Origin of the sequence: Microbispora sp. NPDC046973 (assembly GCF_040644495.1) — a bacterium.
GTDB lineage: Bacteria > Actinomycetota > Actinomycetes > Streptosporangiales > Streptosporangiaceae > Microbispora.
In genome coordinates this window covers 54,554-79,545 of the sequence record NZ_JBEYWQ010000021.1, presented here as the reverse complement: position 1 = coordinate 79,545, position 24,992 = coordinate 54,554, and the positions used below count along the sequence as shown (strand labels likewise).

Annotated in this window: 29 protein-coding genes and 1 riboswitch; of the genes, 11 read left to right on the top strand and 18 right to left on the bottom strand. The window is 70.6% G+C overall.

Annotation, left to right across the window (positions count from 1 at the left end; translation table 11 throughout):
- Positions 1-21: 21 nt before the first annotated feature.
- The 4 genes from ABZ860_RS31070 to ABZ860_RS31055 form a co-directional block, all read right to left on the bottom strand.
- Positions 22-369, bottom strand: a complete 348-nt coding sequence (locus ABZ860_RS31070; protein ID WP_357226777.1) for a metalloregulator ArsR/SmtB family transcription factor — start codon at positions 367-369, stop codon at positions 22-24.
- A gap of 111 nt (positions 370-480) precedes the next feature.
- A complete protein-coding gene (locus ABZ860_RS31065; RefSeq protein WP_357226775.1) occupies positions 481-1,167 on the bottom strand; it encodes a CHAP domain-containing protein in 687 nt (228 codons plus the stop codon).
- Between the two features lie 14 nt (positions 1,168-1,181).
- Positions 1,182-1,315: riboswitch (cyclic di-AMP (ydaO/yuaA leader) on the bottom strand.
- Positions 1,316-1,522: 207 nt separating this feature from the next.
- Complete coding sequence (locus ABZ860_RS31060) at positions 1,523-2,710, bottom strand: HAMP domain-containing sensor histidine kinase (RefSeq protein WP_357226774.1); 1,188 nt, start codon at positions 2,708-2,710, stop codon at positions 1,523-1,525.
- Positions 2,707-3,360, bottom strand: a complete 654-nt coding sequence (locus ABZ860_RS31055; protein ID WP_357226772.1) for a response regulator transcription factor — start codon at positions 3,358-3,360, stop codon at positions 2,707-2,709. Before ABZ860_RS31055 ends, ABZ860_RS31060 begins: the two co-directional genes overlap by 4 nt.
- Before the next feature lie 155 nt (positions 3,361-3,515).
- Here ABZ860_RS31055 and ABZ860_RS31050 point away from each other — a divergent pair, with 155 nt between their 5' ends.
- The 4 genes from ABZ860_RS31050 to ABZ860_RS31035 are packed head-to-tail and all read left to right on the top strand — an operon-like array spanning position 3,516 to position 7,085.
- Entirely contained in the window at positions 3,516-4,049 is a 534-nt protein-coding gene (locus ABZ860_RS31050; protein WP_357226771.1) for a hypothetical protein, read from the top strand.
- The gene (locus ABZ860_RS31045; RefSeq protein WP_357226769.1) at positions 4,046-5,110 is read left to right on the top strand and encodes a peptidoglycan-binding protein; all 1,065 of its coding nucleotides are present in this window, start codon (positions 4,046-4,048) and stop codon (positions 5,108-5,110) included. Before ABZ860_RS31050 ends, ABZ860_RS31045 begins: the two co-directional genes overlap by 4 nt.
- Complete coding sequence (locus tag ABZ860_RS31040) at positions 5,107-5,892, top strand: ABC transporter ATP-binding protein (RefSeq protein ID WP_357226767.1); 786 nt, start codon at positions 5,107-5,109, stop codon at positions 5,890-5,892. Before ABZ860_RS31045 ends, ABZ860_RS31040 begins: the two co-directional genes overlap by 4 nt.
- Entirely contained in the window at positions 5,889-7,085 is a 1,197-nt protein-coding gene (locus ABZ860_RS31035) for an ABC transporter permease (RefSeq protein WP_357226766.1), read from the top strand. Before ABZ860_RS31040 ends, ABZ860_RS31035 begins: the two co-directional genes overlap by 4 nt.
- A 4-nt stretch (positions 7,086-7,089) precedes the next feature.
- Here ABZ860_RS31035 and ABZ860_RS31030 read toward each other — a convergent pair whose 3' ends face one another.
- The 3 genes from ABZ860_RS31030 to ABZ860_RS31020 form a co-directional block, all read right to left on the bottom strand.
- Positions 7,090-8,442, bottom strand: coding sequence for a serine hydrolase domain-containing protein (locus ABZ860_RS31030; protein WP_357226764.1), 1,353 nt, complete (start codon positions 8,440-8,442; stop codon positions 7,090-7,092).
- Between the two features lie 116 nt (positions 8,443-8,558).
- Positions 8,559-9,506 carry an adenosine deaminase gene (gene add / locus ABZ860_RS31025; RefSeq protein ID WP_357226762.1) on the bottom strand — a complete coding sequence of 316 codons (948 nt, stop codon included), beginning with the start codon at positions 9,504-9,506 and terminating at the stop codon, positions 8,559-8,561.
- Positions 9,507-9,712: 206 nt separating this feature from the next.
- On the bottom strand, positions 9,713-10,273 hold the full coding sequence (locus ABZ860_RS31020; protein WP_357226759.1) for a helix-turn-helix domain-containing protein: 561 nt from the start codon (positions 10,271-10,273) through the stop codon (positions 9,713-9,715).
- 76 nt (positions 10,274-10,349) lie between these two features.
- Here ABZ860_RS31020 and ABZ860_RS31015 point away from each other — a divergent pair, with 76 nt between their 5' ends.
- Positions 10,350-11,606, top strand: coding sequence for an MFS transporter (locus ABZ860_RS31015; RefSeq protein ID WP_357226756.1), 1,257 nt, complete (start codon positions 10,350-10,352; stop codon positions 11,604-11,606).
- 34 nt (positions 11,607-11,640) lie between these two features.
- Here ABZ860_RS31015 and ABZ860_RS31010 read toward each other — a convergent pair whose 3' ends face one another.
- From ABZ860_RS31010 to ABZ860_RS30985, 6 genes are all read right to left on the bottom strand, one after another.
- On the bottom strand, positions 11,641-12,492 hold the full coding sequence (locus ABZ860_RS31010; protein ID WP_357226754.1) for an alpha/beta hydrolase: 852 nt from the start codon (positions 12,490-12,492) through the stop codon (positions 11,641-11,643).
- Positions 12,489-12,926, bottom strand: a complete 438-nt coding sequence (locus ABZ860_RS31005) for a MarR family transcriptional regulator (protein WP_357226753.1) — start codon at positions 12,924-12,926, stop codon at positions 12,489-12,491. Before ABZ860_RS31005 ends, ABZ860_RS31010 begins: the two co-directional genes overlap by 4 nt.
- A 154-nt stretch (positions 12,927-13,080) precedes the next feature.
- Positions 13,081-13,464 (bottom strand): MmcQ/YjbR family DNA-binding protein, encoded by a 384-nt coding sequence (locus ABZ860_RS31000; protein ID WP_357226750.1) that lies wholly within the window; start codon positions 13,462-13,464, stop codon positions 13,081-13,083.
- A 125-nt stretch (positions 13,465-13,589) separates the two neighbouring features.
- Positions 13,590-14,462, bottom strand: coding sequence for an NADP-dependent oxidoreductase (locus tag ABZ860_RS30995; RefSeq protein WP_357226747.1), 873 nt, complete (start codon positions 14,460-14,462; stop codon positions 13,590-13,592).
- Positions 14,463-14,561: 99 nt separating this feature from the next.
- On the bottom strand, positions 14,562-15,209 hold the full coding sequence (locus ABZ860_RS30990; RefSeq protein ID WP_357226745.1) for a nitroreductase family protein: 648 nt from the start codon (positions 15,207-15,209) through the stop codon (positions 14,562-14,564).
- A gap of 195 nt (positions 15,210-15,404) precedes the next feature.
- The gene (locus tag ABZ860_RS30985; RefSeq protein WP_357226742.1) at positions 15,405-15,953 is read right to left on the bottom strand and encodes a carboxymuconolactone decarboxylase family protein; all 549 of its coding nucleotides are present in this window, start codon (positions 15,951-15,953) and stop codon (positions 15,405-15,407) included.
- Positions 15,954-16,087: 134 nt separating this feature from the next.
- On the opposite strand from ABZ860_RS30985, the gene ABZ860_RS30980 reads away from it, so the two are divergent.
- Positions 16,088-16,741: a TetR/AcrR family transcriptional regulator gene (locus ABZ860_RS30980; protein ID WP_357226740.1), complete on the top strand. Its 654-nt coding sequence runs from the start codon at positions 16,088-16,090 to the stop codon at positions 16,739-16,741.
- Between the two features lie 358 nt (positions 16,742-17,099).
- Here the strand turns inward: ABZ860_RS30980 and ABZ860_RS30975 are convergent, their stop codons facing one another.
- A complete protein-coding gene (locus ABZ860_RS30975; protein ID WP_357226738.1) occupies positions 17,100-17,852 on the bottom strand; it encodes an NAD(P)H-binding protein in 753 nt (250 codons plus the stop codon).
- A 14-nt stretch (positions 17,853-17,866) separates the two neighbouring features.
- Entirely contained in the window at positions 17,867-18,364 is a 498-nt protein-coding gene (locus tag ABZ860_RS30970; protein ID WP_357226736.1) for a carboxymuconolactone decarboxylase family protein, read from the bottom strand.
- Between the two features lie 277 nt (positions 18,365-18,641).
- On the opposite strand from ABZ860_RS30970, the gene ABZ860_RS30965 reads away from it, so the two are divergent.
- From ABZ860_RS30965 to ABZ860_RS30955, 3 genes are all read left to right on the top strand, one after another.
- Entirely contained in the window at positions 18,642-19,538 is an 897-nt protein-coding gene (locus ABZ860_RS30965) for an RNA polymerase sigma-70 factor (RefSeq protein WP_357226734.1), read from the top strand.
- A 161-nt stretch (positions 19,539-19,699) separates the two neighbouring features.
- Positions 19,700-20,542: a helix-turn-helix domain-containing protein gene (locus ABZ860_RS30960; protein WP_357226732.1), complete on the top strand. Its 843-nt coding sequence runs from the start codon at positions 19,700-19,702 to the stop codon at positions 20,540-20,542.
- A gap of 72 nt (positions 20,543-20,614) precedes the next feature.
- Entirely contained in the window at positions 20,615-21,226 is a 612-nt protein-coding gene (locus ABZ860_RS30955; RefSeq protein WP_357226729.1) for a dihydrofolate reductase family protein, read from the top strand.
- Here ABZ860_RS30955 and ABZ860_RS30950 read toward each other — a convergent pair.
- Positions 21,223-21,705 carry a helix-turn-helix domain-containing protein gene (locus ABZ860_RS30950; protein ID WP_357226916.1) on the bottom strand — a complete coding sequence of 161 codons (483 nt, stop codon included), beginning with the start codon at positions 21,703-21,705 and terminating at the stop codon, positions 21,223-21,225. The two genes, ABZ860_RS30955 and ABZ860_RS30950, sit on opposite strands and share 4 nt — an antisense overlap.
- Positions 21,706-21,798: 93 nt before the next feature.
- Here ABZ860_RS30950 and ABZ860_RS30945 point away from each other — a divergent pair, with 93 nt between their 5' ends.
- Together ABZ860_RS30945 and ABZ860_RS30940 are read left to right on the top strand one after the other, a co-directional pair.
- Positions 21,799-22,500 carry an SDR family oxidoreductase gene (locus ABZ860_RS30945; RefSeq protein ID WP_357226727.1) on the top strand — a complete coding sequence of 234 codons (702 nt, stop codon included), beginning with the start codon at positions 21,799-21,801 and terminating at the stop codon, positions 22,498-22,500.
- Positions 22,501-22,536: 36 nt separating this feature from the next.
- Positions 22,537-22,962: a tautomerase family protein gene (locus ABZ860_RS30940; protein ID WP_357226724.1), complete on the top strand. Its 426-nt coding sequence runs from the start codon at positions 22,537-22,539 to the stop codon at positions 22,960-22,962.
- A gap of 64 nt (positions 22,963-23,026) precedes the next feature.
- Here ABZ860_RS30940 and ABZ860_RS30935 read toward each other — a convergent pair whose 3' ends face one another.
- The gene (locus ABZ860_RS30935; protein ID WP_357226722.1) at positions 23,027-23,971 is read right to left on the bottom strand and encodes a chlorophyllase; all 945 of its coding nucleotides are present in this window, start codon (positions 23,969-23,971) and stop codon (positions 23,027-23,029) included.
- Between the two features lie 15 nt (positions 23,972-23,986).
- Positions 23,987-24,832 carry an LLM class flavin-dependent oxidoreductase gene (locus ABZ860_RS30930; protein WP_357226719.1) on the bottom strand — a complete coding sequence of 282 codons (846 nt, stop codon included), beginning with the start codon at positions 24,830-24,832 and terminating at the stop codon, positions 23,987-23,989.
- Positions 24,833-24,992: the final 160 nt, after the last annotated feature.

Genomic DNA, 24,992 nt, shown 5'->3' with positions numbered 1-24,992 from the left:
GGCACGGGTCAGGTGTGCGATTCACGGACGGGCGTCGTCCTGGAGACGGCGCTCTCGCCTGCCGCGGGCGAGTTCGGTGCCCAGGGCGTCGAGGCGCTGGCTCCAGAAGCGGCGGAAGTGGTCGAGCCAGGTGTCGACCTCGCGGAGCGGCGCCGGGTCGACGGCGTACAGGCGCCGGGTGCCTTCCGCCCGCACCGTCGCGAAGCCGCTTTCCCGCAGCACGCGCAGGTGCTGGGACACCCCGGGCTGGGAGATCCCGAACTCCTCCTGCACGATCGCGCCGATCTCCCCGGCGGAGCGCTCGCCCTCGGCGAGCAGTTCCAGGATCCGGCGGCGTACCGGATCGCCGAGGACGTCGAACGCGTGCATGCCGTCAGGCTCGCAGCTCGCGCTCATACAGGTCAATTCGGAACCGGGACGCTCTCGGCGGGGACGGCGAAGCGCGCCGGGATCACCGGCGCGCTGGTGAGCCGTCGTCCGTCAGGATGAGGCGGTGGCGGAGGCGGAGGCGTCCGCGGGGTACATCGGGTAGCCGTACCCGACCACCTGCCAGGTGGGGCGGACGCGGGCCTCGACGGCGCCGCCGTCGCCCGTGTTGCCCTCGATGGTCCGGATGGTGCCGTCGCCGTTGTCCTTGACGACGAAGCCGACGTGCACGATGTCGTCGATGTCCTTGCTGCCGTTCCAGTTGAAGAACACCACCGCGCCCGGCTTGGGCGTGCGGCCCCAGCGGCCGTGGTCGGCGAACCAGTGGGCGTGCTCGACGGTGTAGGCGTCGGAGCCCATGACCGGCCCGATGCCGAGCTGGTGGCCGACCCAGGAGACGAACATGTCGCACCAGGCGGCGTTGAGGTAGCCCTTCAGGGTTCCTCCGTCGCGGGCGAGGGTCTCGCGGGCGCGGGGAGTGGACATGTACCACTGCTGGAACTTGGTTCCGCCGCCGTTGGCGTTCTCGCTGATCCCGACCTGGCTCCTGGCCAGGGTCAGCACGTCGGCCGCGCTGACCTTGGGCAGCGTGGAGGCGATCTCGGCCATGGACTGCGCGGCCGCCGGGCCCTTGCCGCTGGCCGGGTTGTCCGCGTGCGCGGCCGGCGTCGCGATCAGCACGGCCGAGGCGAGGGCCCCGCCCGCGAGGGCAGCGCGAACACAGGTGTTGAGGACGTGCATGGTGGGGCGTACTCCCTTACTTCCATGCCGCCTACCGGGTTAGCTGACGGGTTCGGGCTGGAAGTCGCCCTACGGCAGGCATGCCGATTCACCCCAGGAGAGGTGGGTCCCCGGCTCCGCGCGGACGCGGACTCGGCGGCCGGGCGGCAGGCCGGGATCGGCCGGCCGCGTCGGTCTGAGGAGGGCTTCTTGACCATTGAGATGAGCAAGTGCGCCCTGAGCTGCCTAAAAGGTAATAGACCAGGTCAAACCGGTCAAGTTAGAACAACTCAGATTTTACCGGCCAGTAGGCAGCAAACCCGGCGGGCCGGGTAACGGCCGCCCCAGCGATCATCGGCGGCAGCGGAACCCGGGCTCACCCGGGCAGGCGTACGGTCACCGACAGGCCGCCCTCCGGCCGGGCCAGCGCCTCCACCCCGCCGCCGTGCGCCACGGCGATGGCACGGACGATGGACAGGCCGAGCCCCGCCCCCCGTGCGGAGCGTACGCGGTCGCCGCCGAGCCGGCGGAACGGCTCGAACAGGTCGTCCACCTCGTAGGGCGGAACCGGGGGCCCGGTGTTCTCCACCGTCACGCTCACCCCGGCCTCGTCCTCCCGCAACCGCACCCAGATCTCCCCGTCCCGCACGTTGTACTTGATCGCGTTCTCCAGCAGGTTGAACAGGCAGCGTTCGAGGAACAGCGGATCGCCGTGCGCGACCGCCGGGCACAGGTCCTCGTGGACGACCACCTTCCTGCGGCGCGGCTGCAGGTCGATCTGCTCCATCACCACACGGACGATCTGCCGCAGGTCGACCGGCCTGCGGGCGGTCAGCTCCTGCTCCGACTGCGCCAGCATGAGCAGGCCCTCGATCAGCCGCTCGTACCTCGCGTTGGTGCCGAGCAGCGCGCGGGCCAGCGCCTTGAGGTCCTCCGACGCCGCCGGCTCCTCCAGCGACACCTCCAGGACCGTACGGTTGACCGCCAGCGGGGTGCGCAGCTCGTGGGAGGCGTTGGCGATGAACCGGCGCTGGGCGTCGAACACCCGGTGCAGCCGGTCGAGCATCGCGTCGAAGGTGTCGGCGAGCCGCTTGACCTCGTCCTGCGGGCCGCGCAGGGCGATCCGCTCGTGCAGCGTGCTCTCCGACAGCCGCTGCGCGGTCTCGGTCACCCGGTCCAGCGGGCGCAGCGCCCGGTCGGCCACCAGGTAGCCCAGCACCACCGCGACGGCCCCCACGAGGACCATGACGGCCACCGACGACCTGAGCACATCGCTCAGCACGTCGGCCGCCCCCTGCTCGACGTTGGTGCGCACCCGCTGCGCGAGCATGTCGCTGTCGGGCAGCGTGGTCCCCATGACGGCCCCGGGAGCGCCGACGCCGGTCACCTTCGACGCCACCGCCACCACGAAGCGCTGGTTGAGCGCCCGTGCGGTCAGCAGGTGGGTGAACCACAGCAGCACCGACCCCGCCACGAAGAACAGCCCGCCGTACAGCAGGGTGAGCCGCATCCGCAGGCCCAGCCTGCCCCAGAAGGACATCGCGTGGAACAGAGCGCGGATCACAGCCGGTACCCCCGGCCCGGCACGTTCTCGATCACCGGCGGCTCGCCCAGCTTGCGACGCAGCGAGGTGATCGTGACGCGCAGCACGCCCGTGCCGGCGTCGGCGTGCTCGTCCCACACATTCGCGCGCAGCCGGGCCGAGGTCACCAGCCCTCCGCCGGCACGCATGAGCTCCTGCAGCACGTCGAACTCCTTACGGCCCAGCGCCACCTGCCGCCCGTCCCGCACCACCGTACGGCGGGCGGGGTCGAGCCGGATCCCGGCCCGCTCCAGCACCGCAGGCACCGCCCGGGGCGAGCGCCGGGCCAGCGCCCGGATCCGGGCCACCAGCTCGGCGAACGCGAACGGCTTGACCAGGTAGTCGTCGGCGCCCAGGGACAGGCCCCCGACCCGGTCCCGCACCCGCCCGGCCGCCGTCAGCATGAGGATGCGGCTCGCGCCACTGGCCGTGACCAGCTCCCGGCACACGTCGTCGCCGTGCACCTCGGGCAGGTCGCGGTCGAGCACGACCACGTCGTAGTCGACGTAGGCGGCCAGCTCAAGCGCCTCCTGACCGTCGTAGGCCACGTCCACCGCGATCGCGTGCAGCCGCAACCCCCGGGCGACGGCCTCGGCCAGCTGTTCCTCGTCCTCGACCACGAGCACCCGCATCCCAACCTCCCGCTCGGCTCCGAGACTGGCGCAGGCGGTGTTAGCCGCGGATAAGCGGATCTCGCTTATCCGCGTTTAGCACCGCCTCCGCTGGAGTTGGGCCCCATCCCGGGCGACGCCCTGGACGAGAAGGAGCGACAGAGGAGGAACGACCCATGCGCTTACGACCGCTGCGTGCCCTGGGCCCGGCATTCGGGCTCGCACTGGCACTGGCCGGCTGCGGCGCGGCCCCCGCGGACGACGGGATCGCCAGCGCGGGCGGCGCCACGCCGGGCACCGCGGGCGGCGCCGCGGCCAGGCCGTCCGCGTCGGCCACGGTGGACCGCCAGGAGGCCCAGCTCAAGTTCGCCCAGTGCATGCGCGAGCACGGCGTGGACGTGCCCGACCCCGATGCCGACGGCCGCGTCCGCATCATGGGCAAGAAGGGCGACGAGGCCGCGATGCAGAAGGCCATGCAGGCCTGCCAGCACTTCATGAAGGACGCCGTCGGCGACAAGCTCGGCGGTGACGACCCCGAGGCGCGCGACCGGATGGTCAAGTTCGCCCAGTGCATGCGCGAGCACGGCATCGACATGCCCGACCCGGCCCCCGGACAGGGGATCCAGGTCAAGATCAAGCCGGGCCAGGAGAAGGCGATGGAAGAGGCGCAGAAGGCCTGCGAGGAGTTCGCACCCGGGAGGAAGCCGTGAGGAAGGGCCTGGTGATCGCGGGCGCCGGCGTCCTCGCCCTGGCCGCCGCGGGGACCGCCGTCGCCGTGGCGGGCGGCGACGGCGCCGGCGCGGCCGAGCCGTCCGTGCCCCCGGTCCCCGCCACCGCGTCGATCACCCGCCAGGACCTGATCGACACCAAGACCGTGGAGGGGTCGCTGACCTACTCCGGCGAGCGTCAGGTGAGCACCGACGCCTCCGGCACGGTCACCTGGGCGCCCGCCGAGGGCACGGTCGTCCGGCGCGGCCGCCCGCTGCTCAGGGTCGACCGCAGGCCGGTCGTCCTCATGTACGGCTCGCTGCCGATGTACCGCCCGCTGCGGCAGGGTGTCGACGACGGCCCGGACGTCGAGCAGCTCGAACGCAACCTCAAGGTCCTCGGCTACGGCGACGACCTGACCGTGGACGACCACTTCAGCTACGCCACCTATCTGGCCGTCAAGGAGTGGCAGGACGACGCGGGGCTGCCCGAGACCGGGCAGGTGGACGCCTCCCAGGTGGTCTTCCTGCCCGCCGCCGCCCGGGTGACCGACGCCAAGGTCGAGGTCGGCGGCAGGACCGCCCCCGGGCATCCGGCCCTCACCGTGACGGGCGTACGGCGGCTGGTGCACGTGGACCTGTCCACCGACGACCAGTCGCTGGCCAGGAAGGGAGCCAAGGTCACCGTGGAACTGCCCGGCGGCGAGCGGGTCACCGGGAAGATCACCTCGGTCGGCACGGTGGCCGAGGCCGTTCCCTCCGGGCAGGGACAGGACGAGGGCAGCACCATCGACGTCGACATCACCCTGAGCAAGACCCCCAAGACCCGCCTCGACAAGGCCCCGGTCGAGGTGGAGCTGGTCAGCGAGCGGCGAAAGAACGTGCTGGCCGTGCCCGTGGAGGCGCTGCTGGCCCTGCGCGAGGGCGGCTTCGGCGTCGAGGTCGTCGAGGGCGCGTCCACCCGCGTGGTCCCGGTCGAGCTCGGCGCCTTCGGCAGCGGCATGGTCGAGATCACCGGCGCCGGGCTCGCCGAGGGCATGAAGGTCGGGGTGCCGGCCACATGAGCATCCCGCAGCCCGAGCAGCCCTACGTGGTGGAGCTGCGCGAGGTGACCAAGGTGTACGGCGGCGGCGTCCGGGCCCTGCGCGGAGTGGACCTGCTCGTCGAACGCGGCGAACTGGTCGCCATCGCCGGGCCGTCCGGCTCCGGCAAGTCGACCCTGCTGCACCTCGTCGGCACCCTGGACCGGCCCACCACGGGCACCGTACGGATCGCCGGGCACGACGTGGCCGGGCTTTCCGACCGCGAGCTGTCCGCGCTGCGCGCCCGCCACCTCGGCTTCGTCTTCCAGCAGTTCCACCTCGCGCCCGGGGTGAGCGCGCTGGACAACGTCGCCGACGGCCTGCTGTACACCGGCACGCCGCTGCGGGTGCGGCGGGAACGCGCCGCCGCCGCGCTGGAGCGGGTGGGCCTCGGCCACCGCCTGGGCCACCGCCCCAACCAGCTGTCCGGCGGCGAGCAGCAGCGGGTGGCGGTGGCCCGCGCCGTGGCGGGCGACCCGCCGCTGCTGCTGGCCGACGAGCCGACCGGCAACCTCGACTCCGCGGCGGGCGCCGAGGTGCTGGGAGTTCTGCGCGACCTGCACGCCGCCGGCACCACGATCGCGGTCATCACCCACGACCCCGAGATCGCCGAATGGTGCCCGCGGCAGGTGCGCGTACGCGACGGCCACGTCGTCGCCGACGCCGGGCCGGGCGAAGGACGCCGCCCTCCCGGAGCCAATCCCAAAGCGGCGCCCGATCGCCGGACAGCGGAGGCGGGGGCGGCGAAGGGAGCACCACGATGACCCGTCAGCGGCTGACCCCCGCCAGGCTCGGGCCGTCCGATGTCCTGCGGACCGGCGCGGCCGGGCTGCGCACCCGCCCCGCGCGGGTGGTGCTGTCCGCGCTCGGCATCGCCATCGGCATCGCCACCATGATCGCGGTGCTGGGCATCTCGTCCTCCTCCCGCGAGCAGTTGCTGCGCCAGCTCGACCGGCTCGGCACCAACCTGCTCACCGTCGCGCCGGGGCAGACGCTGTTCGGCGAGGAGGCCAAGCTGCCCGTCGAGGCGCTCGGCATGGTCCGGCGCATCGGGCCGGTCCACACGGCCTCGGCCACCGGAACGGTCGACACCACGATCCGGCGCACCGACCGCATCCCCAAGGCCGTGACCGGCGGCATCGCCGTCCAGGCCGCGACCGCCGACCTGCTCACCACCCTGGAGGGCCGGGTCGTCAAGGGCGCCTGGCTGAACGCCGCCACCGAGTCACGGCCCGCCGTCGTGCTGGGCGCCAAGGCCGCCGAACGGCTCGGCATCTCCAGGACCGGCGTACAGGTCTGGATGGGCGAACGGTGGTTCACCGTCGTCGGCGTCCTCGGCCCGATGCCGCTCGCCCCCGAGATCGAGCGCTCGGCGCTCGTCGGGTTCCCGGCCGCCGAGAAATATCTGGGCTTCGACGGCCACCCGACGACCATCTACGAGCGGTCGGCCGAGGAGTCGGTGGAGGCCGTACGGGCCGTGCTGCCGCGCACGGTCAACCCGGAGAACCCGGAGGAGGTCACGGTCAGCAGGCCCTCCGACGCGCTCGCGGCCCGGGCGGCGGCCGCGAGCGCGTTCACCAACCTGCTGCTCGGCCTCGGCGCGGTCGCGCTGCTGGTCGGCGGGGTCGGCGTGGCCAACACGATGGTGATCTCGGTGCTCGAGCGGCGCAAGGAGATCGGCCTGCGCCGCTCGCTGGGCGCCACCCGGGGGCAGGTGCGCCTGCAGTTCCTCGCCGAGTCGCTGCTGCTGTCGGCGCTCGGCGGGATCGCGGGCGCCGTGCTGGGCGGCCTGGCCACCGCCGGCTACGCGCTGTCGCGCGGCTGGCCGCCGGTGGTCCCGGCCTGGGCGTTCGCGGGCGCCGTCGGCGCCACGCTCGTCATCGGCACCCTCGCCGGTCTCTACCCGGCGATGCGCGCGGCCCGCCTGTCGCCGACGGTCGCGCTGTCCACCACCTGACCGGTCACCGCCAGCCGGCCGGGTCGACGCCGCCCGGCACCGGGGCCGCCGGGTCGTACGGCTCACGCGTGAAGATGAACGTGTTGAGGTCCAGGTGGGTCACCCCGCCGGGGGAGCGGACCACCCGCAGGGTCTCCCCGGCGTAGTAGCCGTCGAGTCCCAGCCAGGTGCCGTCGGCCCGGGCGGCGAACCGGGAGGCGCGGCCCTGCCCGCTCACCGGGGTCAGCGACAGGCCCCCCTGCGGCAGGACCCGCAGCACGTACGGCGTCGGCCCCCAGTACCACGGCCCGGTCAGCGCCAGCAGGTCCTCGTCCACCGGGGAGGGCGACCACTCGGCCGGCAGCGGCGGCTCGTGCTCGGCCAGGATGTCCAGCAGGGCGGTGTCGAGGTTGCGCACGCCCGAGGTGGTGTTGGCCATCCACAGCACGGCCACGCGGTCGGCGGGGTCGGCCCAGACGGTGGCGAGGAAGCCGGGCATCGACCCGGTGTGGCCGGCCAGCCGCCGCGGCCCGCCGGGCCCGATGTGCCGGGTGAGCTGGAGGCCGAGCCCGTAGCCCCGGGTCCAGGCGTCGCCGTCCTCCACGACGGCCGGCTCGCGCATCTCGGCGACCGTGGCCGGGCGCAGCACCTCGCCGGTGTCGCCGCCGATGAAGGCCGCCCACCGGGCCAGGTCGGCGGCCGTGGACCACATCTGCCCGGCGGGGGCCATCGCACCGTGGTCGTTTTCCGGCTCGGGCAGCAGCGCGTCGGCCCACGGGTGCACGGCATACCCGGTGGCGTGCGGCGCACGGGGGCGCGGGGTGGTGTCGCGCATGCCGAGCGGCTCAAGGACCTCCTCGCGCACGACCTCGTCCCACGGCGCCGACCGCTTGCGGGCGACCAGCTCGCCGAGCAGGGCGAAGCCGAGGTTGGAGTAGTGGTAGCGGCGGCCGGGCCGGTGCCGGGCGGACTCGGGCCCGAGCGCGGCGACCAGGTCGCCCACCGGCACCCCCGGGGTGCGTTCCCACCACTGGCCGGGCGACTCGGCGGTCAGCCCGCCGCTGTGGGACAGCAACTGGGCGACCGTCACGTCGCCGAGCGGTGTGCCGGGCACGTGCTTGTCCAGGGGGTCGAGCAGATCGAGCCGGCCCTCGTCGCGCAGCCGCATGACGACGGTCGCCACGAGCGTCTTGGTGATGGACCCGATGCGGTACTGGGTGTCCCGGGTGGGCGGCTCCCCGCCGACCCTGCCGCGCGCCCCGAACCAGGCGATCTCACCACCCCGCACGATCGCCGCCACCACCGACGGCACCCGGGCCTCCGCCTGCTCGGCCGCCAGCCTGCGCAGCAGCGCGCGGGCCGTCCCCTCCAGCACCATTCCGGTCGTCCCCTTTCCGTGATCCGCACCAGGCTAGCGTCCCGCCGCCCACGCGGCCCGGGAGTCGGCCCAGGCCGCGCTTCGTCTCGGGCACGCCGGCGCCGGGGAGCGGTCTTTCATCCGCTCAGCCATCGGTCGATCTCGGCGCCGAGCCGCGCTTTGACCGCCGCGGGAGCGAAGCTGCTCTCGACGGAGGCGCGGGCCAGGTTCGCCAGTTCGGCGTCGCTGCACCCGAAGATCTCCCTGGCGCGCTGATACTCCGCCGCCAGCGACGTCTCCCCGTCGGTGTTCACGGTGACCGTCAGACCGGCGTCGACCAGGCGCGGCAGCGGGTGCTCCGCCAGCGAAGGGACCAGCCCGAGCAGCACGTTGGAGGAGGGGCAGACCTCCAGCGGCACGCGGCGTCGGCGCAGCTCGGCCACCAGATCCGGATCTTCCAGCACGCGGATGCCATGGCCGATCCGCTCCGCGTGCCCCACTGCCAGGACCTCCCGGACGCTGGCCGGGCCGGCCGTCTCCCCGGCGTGGTGCACCAGGTGCAGCCCCGCCTCGCGGGCGGCCAGGAACACCTCGGCGAACGGCGCCGCCGGGTAGGACTCGTCTCCCGCCAGGCCGACGGCGATCACCTCCGGGTGCCGCGTGGCCAGGTCGAGGCTGTGCCACAGCCGCTCGACGGGACGACGGCGGGAGTGGTCCAGGATCACCCGCGTCTGGATGCCGTACCGCTCCGCGCCGGTGGCGAGTCCATCCAGCACTGCCTGCAGCGGCATGTCCGGATCGCCGAGACGCTCGCCGTGAGCCGCCGCGGTGAAGGTGACCTCCGCGTAGCGGACGCCCTGGGCCGCCTCGTCCTGGCAGAACTCCTCGGCGATGCGACGGAAATGCCCGTAGTCGCGCAGCAGCGCGCGCACCATCGCCCGTTGGTCGGCGAACTCCCGGAAATCGGTGAACGGCCGCTCCTGGACCGGCGGCTCGCCTCCCAGCTCGCGGATCGTAGCGGGACGGACGGTGCTTTCCAGGTGGGTGTGCAGGTGAGCCTTGGGCAACAGGCGGAGATCTCTCACGGCAGAACCCTAGGCAACGGGCGCCCGCAACGCGTACAGCATTTCGACGCGCGGCGACGACGTACCCGAGGCCCCACCGGCGGCCGCCTGTGCCGTACGACCACGGAATCGTGTGTCTGCGGGCGCGCAGCATGGCAGGAAGTCGATTCCGCCACATGAGGCTTCACCTCCGGCCCAGGCCCGGAGGCTCCGCGACTCGCGCCCGATCAGAGGGGCCGGAGACCGCCGAGTGCGACCTCGACGTATCGCCGCCAATCGCCTGCCTCGTTGCGGATGACCGCGGCCAGGCCGCAGATGATCATGTTGACGTCTCCGGTCGTCACCTCCTGCCCAACCGCGCCGCGCGCCCGTGCCCGGTCGATCAGCTCCGCGGCGACGGCGAGCAGCGCCTCGCGGGTCTCTTCTCGCGGCTCGCTCGAACCCATGGCCTTCTCGACGACCTCGGACATGCCGCGATCGTCCGACAGCACCTCGCCCATGTGGTGCAGGAAGCGGGCCAGGCCTTGAGCCGGATCGTCGGCGTCGGCGAGCCGGCGCGCGGCGGCGACGATGTCGGCGGCCCGGTGCTCGGCGACGGCCTCGATCAGGGCCTCCCGGGTCGGGAACTTGCGGTAGAGGGTCCCGATGCCGACGCCCGCCGCACGTGCGACCTCCGACATCTGCACCTCGTAGCCGGACTCGGCGAACAACGCGCGAGCCGCCTCCAGGACGCGATCTCGATTGCGCTCGGCATCGGTGCGTGTCTTGCGGGTCCGCGGAGTTGACATCCCAAACGATCCTCTGCCTAGACTCTCGGCGGAATCCGGATTCCGCATTCCTCATTATGTACGAGAGGTCGACACCATGTCGAAGGAGCGTTTCATCCAGTTCTCGCTACATCCAAGGCGTTCGGCACGGCGTTCCGGTGGAGCGCTGCTGGTGTGGGGATTGCTGGTGGTGGCGGCGAACCTACGGCCCAGCTTGACCGGTGTCGGGCCGTTGCTGGATCGCGTGCAGGCCGATCTGGAGTTGGCCCCGGCCGTGGCGGGTCTGCTGAGCACGCTGCCCCTGCTGGCGTTCGCGGTGATGTCACCGATGGTTCCGCGATTGGCCGCACGGTGGGGACCCGAACGGCTCCTTTGGGGTGCGCTCGTGGTGCTGACCCTCGGGATCGCCATCCGGTGGGTGCCGGCGGCGATCGGGCTGTTCGCGGGAACCGTGCTGATCGGGGCCGGAGTCGCCGTGGGCAACGTGCTGCTGCCGAGCCTTATCAAGCGCGACTTCCCTGCGAGAGTGGGCCTGCTGACCAGCGCGTACGCGACTGTGATGGGGGCTGTCGCCGCGGTGGCTTCCGGGGTGGCGGTGCCGGTGAGCCAGGTCGCCCCCGGCGGTTGGCACACCGCGCTGGGGTGCTGGATCGTGCTCGCGCTGGCGGCCGTCGTGCTGTGGCTCCCGCAGGTGCGGACTTCGCGCCCGGCCTCGGAAGCGATTCGCAGGCACCGGCTGCCGTGGGACTCGGCGCTGGCGTGGGCGGTCACGGCGTTCATGGGCTTGCAGTCGCTGGGTTTCTACGTCGTCGTCACGTGGTTGCCTCAGGTGTTCCAAGCCAGTGGGGTGAGTGCGGAAGCAGCGGGATGGCTGCTGTTCGTGTTCCAGGCGGTCGCGGTGTCGACCAGCCTGGCGGTGCCCGCCGCGCTGCGGTGGGCGCGTGACCAACGTGCCGTGGCGGTGACAAGCTCGGTGGTCCTGCTCGTCGGCTACCTCGGACTTCTGCTGACGCCTGGATGGGCACTGCTGTGGAGTGTCGTCCTCGGGCTGGGCGGTGGAGCCTGCCTGGTGCTCGCATTGGCCTTCCTCAGCCTGCGCGCCCAGGACGCGACCGTGGCGGGGGCGTTGTCGGCAATGGCGCAGTCGATCGGTTATCTGCTGGCCGCCGCAGGACCGGTGATCTTCGGACTGCTGCGCACCGTCAGCGCCGGCTGGCAGGCACCGATCGCTCTGCTGTGTGTCGCCGCGGTCGGCCAGGTGATCGTCGCGATGATGGCCGGCCGGGGCACGGTGCCGTCAGCCGACGGCCGAGTGCCCGGCCGCGACGTGGACGTGCACGGCATGGTGCCGTGATCGTGAGCACGGGCCGGCGATCCGGGGGTCCACGTCATCGTCCCAGGAGGAAGGGCAGCGCCCGTTCGGCCACGACCGGGCCAGATTTCGGCTCGGTCGGCGACAGGTGGCCGAGGCCGTCGACGGTGGTGAGGGTGGCGTCGGGAAGGGTGTCGCGGAGCGTGGCGAAATCCGCTCGGTGTTCGGGCTTGGAACGGCCGCCGACGAGGAGCAGCACCGGGGCGGTGACGTCGGCGAACTCGGGAAGCCGGCCGTACTGGGCGGCGAGCTGCTCGTGCTCGGCCAGGCAGGCTCCCAGAAGGGGCCGCATCCTGTGCCAGGCCGGCCCGCGGAAGGCGATGCGGAAGACCATGCGCAGGTACCAGTGCGGCAGTTTGGTCATGATGGCCGGTGCCCCGCCGGAGCCTTGGATGAAGTGGATGAATGCGCCGTAGTGGTCGCCGGCGGCCAGCCGTTCCCGGAAGGGGGCCATCCAGGCGGTGGGGACGGGAGAGCAGGGCACTCCCGGCTCGTAGACCGCGATGCGGTCGAACAGCGGGAAGGAGCGTGCGGTCTCCAGGACGACGAGCCCGCCGTAGCTGTGCCCGAAGGCCAGGCGGGCCCCGGTCGCGGCCTGGACGGCGCGGAGGTCCTCCACTTCCTTGGCCAGGGAATACTCAGGTCCCTGGGGGCCGCTGGCGCCGCGTCCGCGCCGGTCGACGACGTGCACGGTGAACGAGCGGGCCAGGGTGGCGGCCAGCGGCAGGTAGTCGTCAGAGGTCCTCAGATTGCCGCCGACCACGAGGAGATCGGGGCCCGCGCCCAGGGTCTGGTAACCGATCGGCGTGCCGTCGGCCGAAACGGCCGTGCGCGAACGTAAGGCCGGGGTGTCGACGTTCGGACTCATTTGCCCGCCTCCCGCTCCAGCCGGTCGAAGGTGGCCAGCAGCCGCGCGGTGTGTTCGGCGTACTCGGCGTAGGGCACGCCGCTTGCCGCGACGACGGCGGCCAGCCGGTCTTCGAACTCCTGCCGGATCGAGGCCACCCGCCGCTTTCCCTCGTCGGTGAGGCTCAGCCGCCGGCGGTTGCCCCCGGCGGGGTCGGGCTGGACGTCGAGGAGACCGTCGGCCGCGAGGACGGCGGTCATGCGGCTCACCGACGGCTCGGTCACGCCGAGGTATTCGGCGAGGGTCCGCTGCGTCGAGGCCCCGAGTTCTCCCACCAGGGTCAGCGCCAGGAAGCGGCTGTAGGAGATGTCGTGCTCGGCCCGGAGGATCCGGTCGGCCGCCCGGTCCAGCCGGGCCGTGAGCACGTGCAGGTTCAGGCTCAGGTTCCGTTCCATGGCAATAACTTAGCATGCTAACTTGCCGAAGGAAAGATGTAATCGATCGCGCACGATGAGTGGCTACTGGTGTGCTGCCGACGGTCGTGGGTGAGGGGTGTTGGCCGCACTCTCTGCGGTGCCAAGGCTGCGGCCGTCCTGGGCATGACGAAGGTCAGGCGCGACGGCCGTAGGTGCGCGGATCCACGGGCTGCTCGGACTTGGGAAGCCCGCCGACCACGAGACGATAGGAGTCGATCACGAGCTCCTTCACCAGCTTCTCGTCGATGGTTCCCCCGCCTTCCACCGTGATCCAGTGCCTCTTGTCCATGTGATAGCCGGGGGTGATGTCCGCGTACTGCTCACGCAGGGCTGCGGCGTCGTCCGGATCGGCTTTCACGATCACGACGGGGCGCCCTGGCATGTCGGTCATGAGCATGAAGACCTTGCCGCGCACTTTGTAGAGGTGCCAGTCGGGGCCGAAACGATGCTCCACGTCGGCGCCGGGCAGTCCCGCAGCGCGGTCGCCCGCGATCTTCTGCAGCTCCTGTCCGTCCAAGGTGATCAACTCCTCTGTCGATCCGAGTGCCCTGACCGCCCGGCCAAGGACCACGGTGGTGTCTTCCGCATGGCCGCCCCGAACGGCGGCTTCGAGCCGCCGGTCGGACTGCGGCGATCCGCTCCCTACGGGCGTACGCGGATGACTGTCTTCCCGCTGCGTCGCGTGGTCGGGTTGAGGGCACTGATGGCATCGTCGAAGCTCGCGACGTCACCGATGTTCGTCCGCAGCCGTCCGTCCCGCACCCGCTGCACAATCTCACCCAGCTCGGCGCGATCGGCCTCGACGACGAAGTCCACCGCCAGGCCGTCAGCGGGCCGCGCCTCGACCGGGCCGACGATGGACACCAGCGTTCCTCCGGCCCTGATCAGGGCGGCGGACCGCTTCTGAATGTCGCCGCCGATGACATCGAAGACCAGATCGACGCCCCCGACGTCTTTCAGCGCGTCGTTCTCGAGGTCGACGAACTCATGCGCGCCGAAGTCGAGTGCCTTCTCACGGTCGGCGGCGCGTCCGGTGCCGATGACGTAAGCGCCGGCCTCGCGTGCGAGCTGGGTCACCATCGTCCCGACCGCCCCGGCTGCGCCATGGGCGAGGACGGTCTGGCCGGCCTGAAGGCGGCCGTGCTGGAACAGCCCCTGCCACGCGGTCAGACCTGAGATCGGCAGGGATGCGCCTACGGTGAAGTCGACGTCGCCGGGCAGCGGTGCGAGGTTGCGTGCTTCGATCGCCACGTACTCCGCGAGGGTGCCGTCGCGGTACCAGTCGGCGAGGCCGAACACCCGCTGCCCGACCGACAGCCCCGTCGTGCCGTAGCCGAGGGCGGTGACCACTCCGGCCAGCTCGTGGCCGGGGATCGACGGTGTCCTGTCACGGTCGGCGCGATCGGTCCAGGTCGACGGCCACTCCATCTCGGTCGGGACGAAGCCCGATGCATGGATCTGAACGATGACGTCGTTGATCGCCGCGACCGGCTCAGGGCGCTCCGTCAGCGTCATCCCGGCCGTTCCCGCCGCCTGGTCGGTTACCACAATGGCTTTCATTGAGATCGTCCCCTTCCTCGTATGTGTTGTGGGTTTCGGTTTCCGGGTGGGTGTTCAGATGAAGGTGAACAGCTGGTCGGCGTCGAATCGCGAGATCGGGCTGGTGTACACCTTCTCCGGGTCGGGGTAGCCGAGGGCCAGCAGCACCGTCGTGCTGTGTCCGGTCTCGCGGATCTTGAACGCCTTGTCGACACTGGCCGGGTCGAACCCTTCCAGCGGCGTGGCCTCGACGCCGAGCTCAGCGGCCGCCATCATGGTCAGGCCCACCGCCATGTAGGTCTGCTTCTCCATCCAGTGGTTCAGGTCCTTGTAGCCGTAGTTGCGCAGGTTGAGGAAGTCTCGAGTCATCGATTCCCACAGCTCCTGCTTTGACGGGTCAGGGAACCGGCCGTCGGCCCTCTCCTTCGCGAACACCGCCTCGAGGTGGCTGTCAGGCACATCTGCCCGGGTGGTGAGGATGATGGTGTGCGACGCGTTCAGGATCTTCTCGCCGTTGTCCTGGAATCGTTCGCCGAGGTTGCTGGCGAGCCGCTCTTTGCCTTTGCGCGTGGCGAGGACGTAGAAGTGGTTGGGCTGTACGTTCACCGATGACGGCGTGGAGCGAAGGAACCTCAGCAGCTGCTGAAGGGTCTCCTCCGGAATGGTCTTGCTGGGGTCGAAATACCTGGTGAGGTGCTTGTTCATGAGCTTGTCGAGATTCATGGCGATGTGCCTTCTTCTTGCGATGAATGGATGAGGAGCGGTGGTTTCGCGTGATTTGGGGCTAGTTCGTGCGGGCAAGTAGGTCGCTGATGCGCTCGAAGCTGATTCCTGCCGTCGCGGCGGTGAGGTCACCCACGACGAGAGCCTTGGAAGCCTGTTCGAGCGCCTCCATTGCGTGGGTGTAAAGCGCTTCTTCTATCCCGGCGTGCCGACCGAACTGACGGCGGGGATGTCGATGTCGGTCTGGTTGACGTTGTTGATGAAGTTGGTCAGCAGGACCTGCACCGCCACCGTGACGATCGCCAGGATCTGCGGGTCGGTGTACCCGGCACCTCGCACAGCCGCCAGGTCGGCGTCGCTCACCTGACCGCGGCTCTCCACCATCCGCTGGGCGAAACGAGCGACCGCGGCGCGCTTGGGATCGACCGAGCTCCCGGCCCGGGCCAAGTCGATGTCATCGCTCGACATGCCACCGAGTTCGGACGATACGTACGTGTGCATCGCCAGGCAGTAATCACAACCGTTCGCTTGCGACACGGCGAGCGCGATGGTGTGCCGCGTCTTCGCGTCCAGAACCCGGCTCAAGGTGCCCTGCAGTGTCATGACGACGTCGAGGACGGTCGGGTTCGACGCGAGAGTCGCGAACATGTTCGGGACGAAGCCGAACTGTGCGCTGACGTTGCCGAGGATGCCCTCCACCCCGTCGGGGACGTCGTCAGGAGAGGGACCGTTCAGTCGTGACATGGCGAATCAGCCTCCGGCGAGTGGTCGTCGCCACCCGGGTTGCGCTCGAGATTTTTTGGGCTTGTCAGCCCACTTCTCGAGTGAACACCGCTCAAGACTGGGCTGTCAAGCCCAATCCAGGTATCGTCTGAAGCATGAAACCCACCACAGGAGCTCGGGAGCCCCACAAGCTCACCGACAAGGGACAGGCGACGCGGGCCCGCATCCTGGAGCACGCCGCGGAGCTCATCTACACCAAGGGGGTCCACGCGACGAACAACGAACAGCTCCGCCGCGCCGCCGGCGTCAGCGGGTCGCAGCTCAACCACTACTTCCCGACGAAGGAGGATCTCGTCCTGGCCGTGATCGCCTGGCAGGCCGAGCGCGTTCTCACGTTCCACCGCGGCGAGCAGTTCGCCTGCTTCGACAACCTCGACGCGTTCCGGGCGTGGGCGGATTTCTACGTCCGCTACGAGCGCGCCTACCAGGAAGGCTGCAGCCTCGGCTCCCTGGCGAGCGAGATCATCAAGACGGACCTTGACGTTCACGACGAGCTCGCGAGTGCGTTCGACCAGTGGAGGCACATCTTCCGCGACGGAATCGAGCGCATGCAGCAACTCGGCCGCATCAGCGCTGAGGCGAATCCCACGCAACTGGCCAATCTGCTCCTTGCCGCCTTCCAGGGCGGCATGCTCCTCGCCCAGGTCGCGCGGGACATCACTCCACTGAAAGATGCGCTGCAGACAGCCATCGACTACGTGCAGACGTTCGCGACGCCTCTCGACGCCGGCGTACTCCAAGCTCGCTAGCCGCTTCCACGTGTACGGGTCAGCGGAGCTTGGCATCATGCGACGCTGCGGAGTACTCCACCGGCAAACGATCGCGCCCCAACCGAGTGCCAGACGCCATTCCCCTGGGGGCAGAGGGAGGAGTCCGGGGCCGTCAGCGGGTGGCCACAGCTCACTATTTGATCTTCTGCTCGTCCTACTTGCTGGGGCTGCCCTACCTTCGGCGTCTCTGCCGGTTGAGTTTGAGGTGGCCGCGTACGGCCGCTTCTCGGGTGCTCCGTCGCAGGCGAAGCTGGAGCGGTTCTTCTACCCGAACGACGGAAGCCCTTGTTCTCGGGGCCCCGGGTGGTGGAGTTCCGAGAACAAGGGCAAGGTCGGCTCAGGGCTGGGTGTCGAGCCACTCCTGGAAGGTGGGTCCGGCGAGCTTGGCGTGCGGGCTGGGGAGAAACCCGCCCGCGGCGGCGATCTCGGCATCGGGCATGCCGGACCCGTCGACGCCCACGACCTTGATGCCTCGGCGGGCGCCGAGGAGCTGGGCCGCCTCGGCCATGATCTCTTTGCGGGGTCCGGCGATCTCGGGGATCGGTGTTCCTGGGGCCTCGGGGGCGGTGGCCAGGTCGACCAGTTCCTCGGCCACGGTGCGGCAGGCCACGAGCTGGGTGGGCAGCGCCGTGAGGTAGGCGACGTCGCCCTGCTGCCAGTCCAGGAGCTGACCGACGAACTCGTGGAACTGCGCGGCCCGCAGGATGCGGACGGGGATCGGGCCGGGCACGAGGAGCTCCTCGTGCACCTTCTTCGCGGCGAGGAAACCGGCGGTAGCCTTATCGGCGCCGATGATGGACGCCACGGCGATCTGGGCGACCCCCGCCTTCCGGCCGGCCTCGTGCAGATTGCGGGCCGACGTACGGAAGAACTCCGTCGCGGCGTCCTGGTCGGAGGAGTGCCAGGAGGCGACGTCGATGATGACCTCGACTCCGGTGAGGGCCTCGGCGAGGCCCTGCCCGGTGATGATGTCCACGCCGGTGGCGCGCGACATCGGCACGACCTGGTGTCCCCGCTCGGTCAGGACGTCGACGACGTGGCTGCCCAGCCGCCCGGTCGCTCCCGCCACCGCGAACGTGGTGATGCTCATGCTGGATGCCTTCCTTACTCGCTGTAGTTCTGGCCGGGGGGCATGCCGGGGGTCGGCTTGGCGATGAGAGCGGCGGGGGTGAAGAAGCCGATGTGGGCGATCGCCATGATGAGCGACCACATCGCCTGGTCGTCGTAGTGCGCCGACGCCCTGGCGTACAGCTCATCCGGGACGCGCTCCCCTGCCGGGTTCGGGGTGAGGACCGCCTCCACCAGCTCCAGCGCGACCCGTTCGGCGTCGGTGAAGTAGGTGGCGTCCCGCCAGGTGGCCACGGCGGTGATGCGCTCCTCTGATTCCCCGATCCTGCGGAGGTTGCCGGTTTCCCTGATGGTGAAGTACGTGCTGCCGAGGAGCTGTCCGGCGCGCAGCTGCAGCAGGTGGATGGTGGTCTGCGGGATCGCGCCGTTCTGGAGGGCTTTGTGCAGACCTTCGCCGACTTCCGCCATCTCGGGGAGGAAGGGGAGGGGGTTGGGCATGCGTGACCGTCGATCGGTCGTCGTGGGCGTGGACATGGGAAGACTTCCCTTCTCACTCTCAACTCGTCGTAGTGCCGTACGGATCGTCCGCGCGGCGTCCTGACGACCACGAGACGCCGGTGCCCCGGTCCCTGTAACAGCGCGGCCGTGTGACATAGGCCACCTCCCGTGGGTGTTACAAAGCGGTGGGGACCCACGTCTTGTGCGTGTGGCAGTGCTGAGAACGGACAAACAAGGGCGGGGCATGACCGAGCGGAGCGGACGAAGTGCGGGCCCAGCCGAGCCGCTCGATCGTGCCGGCCACGTTGACTCCGTGGACCCCGTGGACCCGGCCACGGAGGCGTTCGTCGCCCACCGCAACCTTCTGTTCACCGTGGCCTACGAGATGCTCGGCTCGGCCGCCGACGCCGAAGACGTCCTGCAGGAGACCTGGCTGCGCTGGGTGGACGTCGATCTCGGCACCGTGCGGGAGGAGCGCGCCTACCTGGTGCGGATCGTCACCCGGCAGGCGCTGGACCGGCTGCGCGCGCTCGGCCGGCGTAGGGAGTCCTACGTCGGGCCGTGGCTGCCCGAGCCGTTGCTGACCGCACCCGATGTGGCCGAGGACGTCGAGCTGGCCGACAGCGTCTCGATGGCGATGCTGCTGGTGCTGGAGACGCTGTCGCCGACCGAGCGGGCGGTGTTCGTGCTGCGCGAGGTCTTCGACCTGGACTACGACGAGATCGCCGAGGCCGTCGGCAAGAGCCCGAACGCGGTACGCCAGATCGCCTACCGGGCGCGGGCACATGTCGCCGCCCGCCGGCCCCGTGGCATCGCCTCCCCGGCCGAGACCCAGGCCGCGCTTCAGGCCTTCCAACGGGCGGTCGAAACCGGGGAGTTGCAGAGCTTGCTGGACGTCCTCGCGCCCGATGTCGTCGCGCTGAGCGACGGCGGCGGAGTCAGGCACGCCCTGCTGCGGCCCGTCGTGGGGATCGACAACGTGGCTCGCCTGCTGGCCGTCGGCTGGTGGAAACGCGACGCAGAGCGGTCGGTCGAGCTGGTTCAGATCAATGGAGGCCCCGGGCTGCTCGTACGGGTCGACGGGGAGATCGACGGAGTGGTGGCGGTGCGCGTGGAGAACGGCTACGTCACCGGCGCCTACCATGTGCGCAATCCCGAGAAGCTGTCGCGCGTGGAGCGGGAGACCGTTATGACCCGCCGAGCTTGGTGAGACCGGCAGCGCGGGCACATCCCGTCGGCGAGACCGAGCAGCAACATCGTTCCGATGCTCGACATGCCCCGTATCGCGGGGGACATAGGCGGAGAGGCAGTCGCAGGCAGGGCCGGCGGCCTCTGTCGCGGAACTCACCCCCCGTCGGCCACACTGAGTCCATGGAATACGTCGGCCGGGTGCCCGCGCCGCCGCTCGACCAGTTCATCGACGACATCTACTGCCTGACCGGGGTGCCGCGACACCACCGGATGAACGTCCCGCCGATGCCGTCGGCACACCTGTTCGTCAACCTGGGCGAACCCGCCCGCCTGTGGGACTGCGACCCTGCCGTGCCGCCGGCGACGTTCACCGATGGCTGGTTCATGGGGCTGTGGACCAGGCGTTTCCTCATCGAGTACCCGACACGGGTGCGGCTGGTCGGGGTGCACTTCAAACCCTGGGGGCTGTCGCCGTTCGTCGGCATGCCGGCGAACGAGCTGCGGGACCGATGGGTGCCGGTCGACGCCGTATGGCGACGGTCGGTGGACCGCATTCGCAACCGGATCGGCGACATCGCATCGGCCACCGAGACGCTGCGGGTGGTGGAGGAGGAGCTGCGATCGCGATTCGCCGAGGGACCCTCGCTCGGTCTCGACCTGGTCCGGCACACAGGCGGGCGTCTGGAGATCTCCCACGGCGCGGTCCCGGTCGGTGCGCTGGCCGGCGCCGCCGGGGTGAGCGGCAATCATCTGGCCACGCAGTTCAAGTCTCATGTCGGGGTCACCCCGAAGCGGGTGGCGCGGATCTACCGCTTCGCGCGGCTGATCCTGTCCGTTGACGCCCTGCGTCCGGTCGACTGGTCGGAGCTCGCCCATGCGGCGGGCTACTTCGACCAGGCCCACTTCAGCAGGGAGTTCAAGGACTTCACCGGCCACACCCCGACGCAATACCTGGCCCTGCGGCGCCGGTTCCCCGCCGAGCAGGGGTTTCCGCCGGACAGCGGCCCGATGCCCGCTGATTGATTTTCTACAAGCCCGGCCGCCCTCGGGACCGACAAGATCGGGGTGAATGCGCGAGAAGCTCGAGGAGAATCAGTGGGCACAGTGATCATGCACAACGCGGTGTCGGTGGACGGGTTCATCGCCGACGAGAACGACGGCGTCGGGCCACTCCACGATTGGTACTTCAACGGGGACACCCCGATCACCGAAGGCGGCGAGCAGCAGTACGACCATTCCGGCGTCGGCAGCGGCTTCATGCTCTCCCGTGCGTCGGCGGAGTACGTCCGGCCGATATGGGAGGCGATCGGCGCGATCGTGATGGGCCGCAACCTGTTCGACCTGGTGAACGGCTGGGAGGGCCGGCCGCCCGCGGGTGACCACGTGATCGTGGTGTCCCACCGGCCCAAGCCCGAGGGCTGGCACCCCGAGGCGTCGTACCACTTCGTCGACGACGTGACGGCTGCGATCGACAAGGCGCAGGAGCTGGCGGGTGAGCGAATCGTCAGCGTGAACGCCGGCGACGTGGGCAGCCAGATCCTCGCGGCCGGTCTCGTGGACGAGGTGGCGATGGACGTGGTGCCGGTGGTGTTCGGGTCGGGCAAACGCTACTTCGGCGGCGTCGACGGGCAGCATCTGCTGGAGGATCCGCACGTGGTCGTCCAGGGCGACGGAGTGCTGCACCTGAGATTCAGGGTGCGCCGCTAGTCACGCGGCCAGGCGGGGTTCAGCCGGATCTCGATGTCGTCGCACATCGTCTCCGGCGCCGGCTCGGCGGTGACGCGGACCTGTATCGGACGGCCGCTGCCTGCCTCGACGAACGACAGGGGCGGGCGTCCTTCCTGCAGGTGCTTGTCACCCCATTGCATCAGCGACAGAAACACCGGCAGCAGGTCCTCGCCGGCCTCGGTCAGCCGGTACTCGTCGCGGGCCCGGCTGCCCGGCTCCCGATAGACGACGGGCGCGACGATACCCGCGGCCTTCAGCTGTTTGAGCGCCCGCGACACCGCGGGCGCCGAGGCCCCGATCCGCGCCACGAAGTCGTCGAACCTCGTCGTGCCGTAGAAGCATTCGCGGACCACCAGGAACACCGTCTTGGTGCTGAGCAGGTCCAGCACCCGCGCCGCCGAGCATCCGTCGCCGATCGACCACGCGTCCCGGTCGCACAGCCGTTCTTCGAACTTCATCACCACGTCGCCATTGTAACTAACGCTTGCGTTATCCAGCATGGCGTGATTGGATCCACTTACTAACGATTACGTTACCCAGGGGGAGATGTCGTGGTCGCGGTAGCGGGCAGGGTGGTCGTGGTGACCGGGGGCCGGCGGGGACTCGGCGCGGCGCTGGTCGACGAGGTGCTGGCACGCGGCGCGCGGAAGGTGTACTCGACCGCGCGCTCGGCCTACATGGACGACCGTCCCGGGGTGGTCGCCGCCGCGCTGGAGGTCCGCTCGGCGGCGTCGGTCGCCGCCCTCGCGGAGGTCGCCACCGACGCCGAGATCGTGTTCAACAACGCCGGGATCCTGCTGCCGGCTCCGCTGCTCACGGGTGACTTCGAGCGCGTCACCACGACGTTCGACGTCAACGTCTTCGGGCCGCTGCGGGTGGCTCGGGCGTTCGCGCCGATCCTGGCCGCGAACGGCGGGGGAGCGCTGGTCAACATGCACTCCGTGCTGTCCTGGCTGGCCGGCAGCGGCGCCTACGGGGCGTCCAAGGCGGCGGCGTGGTCCCTCACGAACTCGCTCCGGCTCGAACTGGCGCGGCAGAACACCCAGGTCGTCGGCGTGCACGCAGGGTTCATCGACACCGATATGGTCGCCGCCGTCGAGCTGCCGAAGGCGACTCCGGCCGAGGTTGCCGCGCGGATCGTCGACGGCCTGGAGTCGGGGGCCGCGGAGGTGCTCGCCGACGACGTCACCGTCGCCGTCAAGGCGGCGCTGTCCGGTCCCGTGGAGAACCTGACCTTCTCGGCCGCCCGTTGAGATCGCACCTCAGCACGCAAGGAGCACCGAACCGCCATGCCACTGTGGACCGTTCATCACACGCCCGGGATCTTCACCGACGAGGAGAAACGCCAGCTCGCCTCTCGCATCGCCGACCACTACGAACAGGTCGGGCTGCCCCGGTTCTACGTGGTCACGCTGTTCCATGAGACCAGGCCCGAGGATTTCCATGTCGGCGGAGAGCCCACCTCGGCCGGGGTCCGCATCGCCATCGACCACATCGCCCGCAGCAACCCCGATCGGGAGAGCCGGCGCCGCACCGCCACGTGGATCAAGGGGATGCTGCGGCCCTTCCTCGAACGGCACGCAGGGCTGCACTGGGAGTTCCATGTCGACGAGACCAGCGAGGACCTCTGGATGATCAACGGGATCGCGCCGCCCCCGGCGGGCTCCGACGCCGAGAGGCTCTGGGCCGCGAGCAACGCGACGTCCCCCTACTGACCGCGCACCGCGCCCTCACGCCGGTGACGAGCCGGTGGAGGGGCGCGGTGCGCGTGTCAGGGATTCACCGGGATTCGATCCGGCCCAGCGGCTCGGCGGACTGCGCCGAAGCGGCCCGCGCCGCCGGCCAGCTGGAAGCGTCGAGGCCGAGCGCGGTGCGCAGGTAGGCCCACGTGAGCCGCCGGATCAGGGCGACCCGCTCGGGGCTTTCGTCCGTCGTCTCCGTGACGGTGTATCCGGAGATCCCGCCGAGCGAGTGCTCCGCCCCGAACACGGTGAGCAGGCTCTTGTCGCCCGGGCTCAGGAAGTACGCGTCGGTGAACCAGTCCGGCCCCCGGACCGACAGCAGGGACTGGTCGCGATCTCCCGCAACCAGGAGGGCCGGTGTGGTCATCTCCGCGAAGCTCGGGTTCATGAACGGGAAGTGCTCGGCCGCGAACGGAGTCAGGTCCGCTCCGCCCGTGCCGGGGAGGGCGAGCAGCACGCCCGCTTTGATCCGCGGGTCGGACATGTCCTCTCCCGGCTCACCCCCGGAGCCGAGGACGCGCGCGCCCAGCAGCATGCTCGCCGACTGGGCGCCCCAGGAGTGCCCGGCCACGGCGATGCGGCGAGGGTCGAGGCGTCCGGCCAGGCCGGGCACGGCGGCCTCGGCAAGCTCGAGCCCGTCGAGGACGCGCTTCAGATCCTCCACCCGGAAACGCCAGATCAGCGGCGTACGGGGGTCGTCGGGAGGAAGGTTCAGCGTCCGCGAGTCGAGATGGGTGGGCTGGATCACCACGAAGCCGTGGGCGGTCCAGAAGTCGACCAGCGGGCGGTAGCCGTCCATCGACTGCCCGAAGCCGTGCGAGAAGACGATGACCGGCAGTCCGTCGCCGGTCGCGGGCGCGGACACGCATACGCGCAGGTCCTCGCCGCGGCCGGGGGCGGGCAGCACCACCGGCTTCATCGAGATGACGGGAGTGGGCGCGCCGATGGCCACATCGGCGGTCGCCAGGCCTGCTTCGTTCATGGGTCGGTCTTCCTCTCAGTCGTTCAGGGAAGTGATGAGTTCGTCGGTGACCCACCGGGCGACGCCCGCGGGGTAGGGCGCCGGCAGTCCGAGGACGATGTGCCGGAAGCCGGCGTCGATCGCCTCGCCGATCGCGTCCCTGGTGGGGCCCGGCCGGTTGTAGGAGACGGGCAGGTGGATCGAGCGGGTGACGGAGGCGGGATCGCGGCCGATCTCGGCGCAGTAGCGGTCGAGCAGTGCGCTGCGGCGGACGACGTCGTCGATGTCCCCGCCGGGGACGTTCCACAGGTCGGCGTGCTCGGCGACCACGCGCAGCGTCGGGGACGAGCGTCCGCCGATGAGGATCGGCGGATGGGGGCGCTGGACGGGTTTGGGGTTGCAGAACGCTCCGGTGAGCCGGACGTAGGTGCCGTGGAAGTCGAACGGTTCGGCCTCGGTCCACAGCCGCCGGATCACGGTGCAGGCTTCCGCCAGGCTGCCCACGGCGTGTGCGGCGTCGTGGAAGGGCAGGCCGTGTGCCTCGTACTCACGCCGGGCCAGGGGGTGGCCGGGCCGCGAGCCGGCGCCGATGCCGAAGTCGAGCCGTCCGCCGCAGATGTCGTCGACGGTGGCGGCGATCTTGGCCAGCACCGCGGGCGGCCGGAACCGGTTGCTGGTCACCATCACGCCGAGCCGCAGTCGCCGGGTCTGCGCGGCGAGGGCCGCGAGCAGCGTCCAGCCTTCGTAGGCGGGCCCGTCCGGGTCGCCGCCGATCGGCATGAGGTGATCGAACAGCCACGCGTGCTCGATCTCCGGGATCGCGTCCGCCTCGCGCCAGACCCGCAGGACGTCGTGGTAGCCGACCTGCTGCGGGGCGGTCATGATCCCGAAACTGGGGCGGAGGGAGTGGGACATGGGGGTCGTGGGTCCTTTCGACACCGGCGGCGCCGCAGTGGATGCGCCATCGGCGTTCAGGCGAGAGGGGATGCGGGAAGCGTGGTGGCGACGCATGGATTGGTCGCCGGTCCCCTGCTCTGGCATC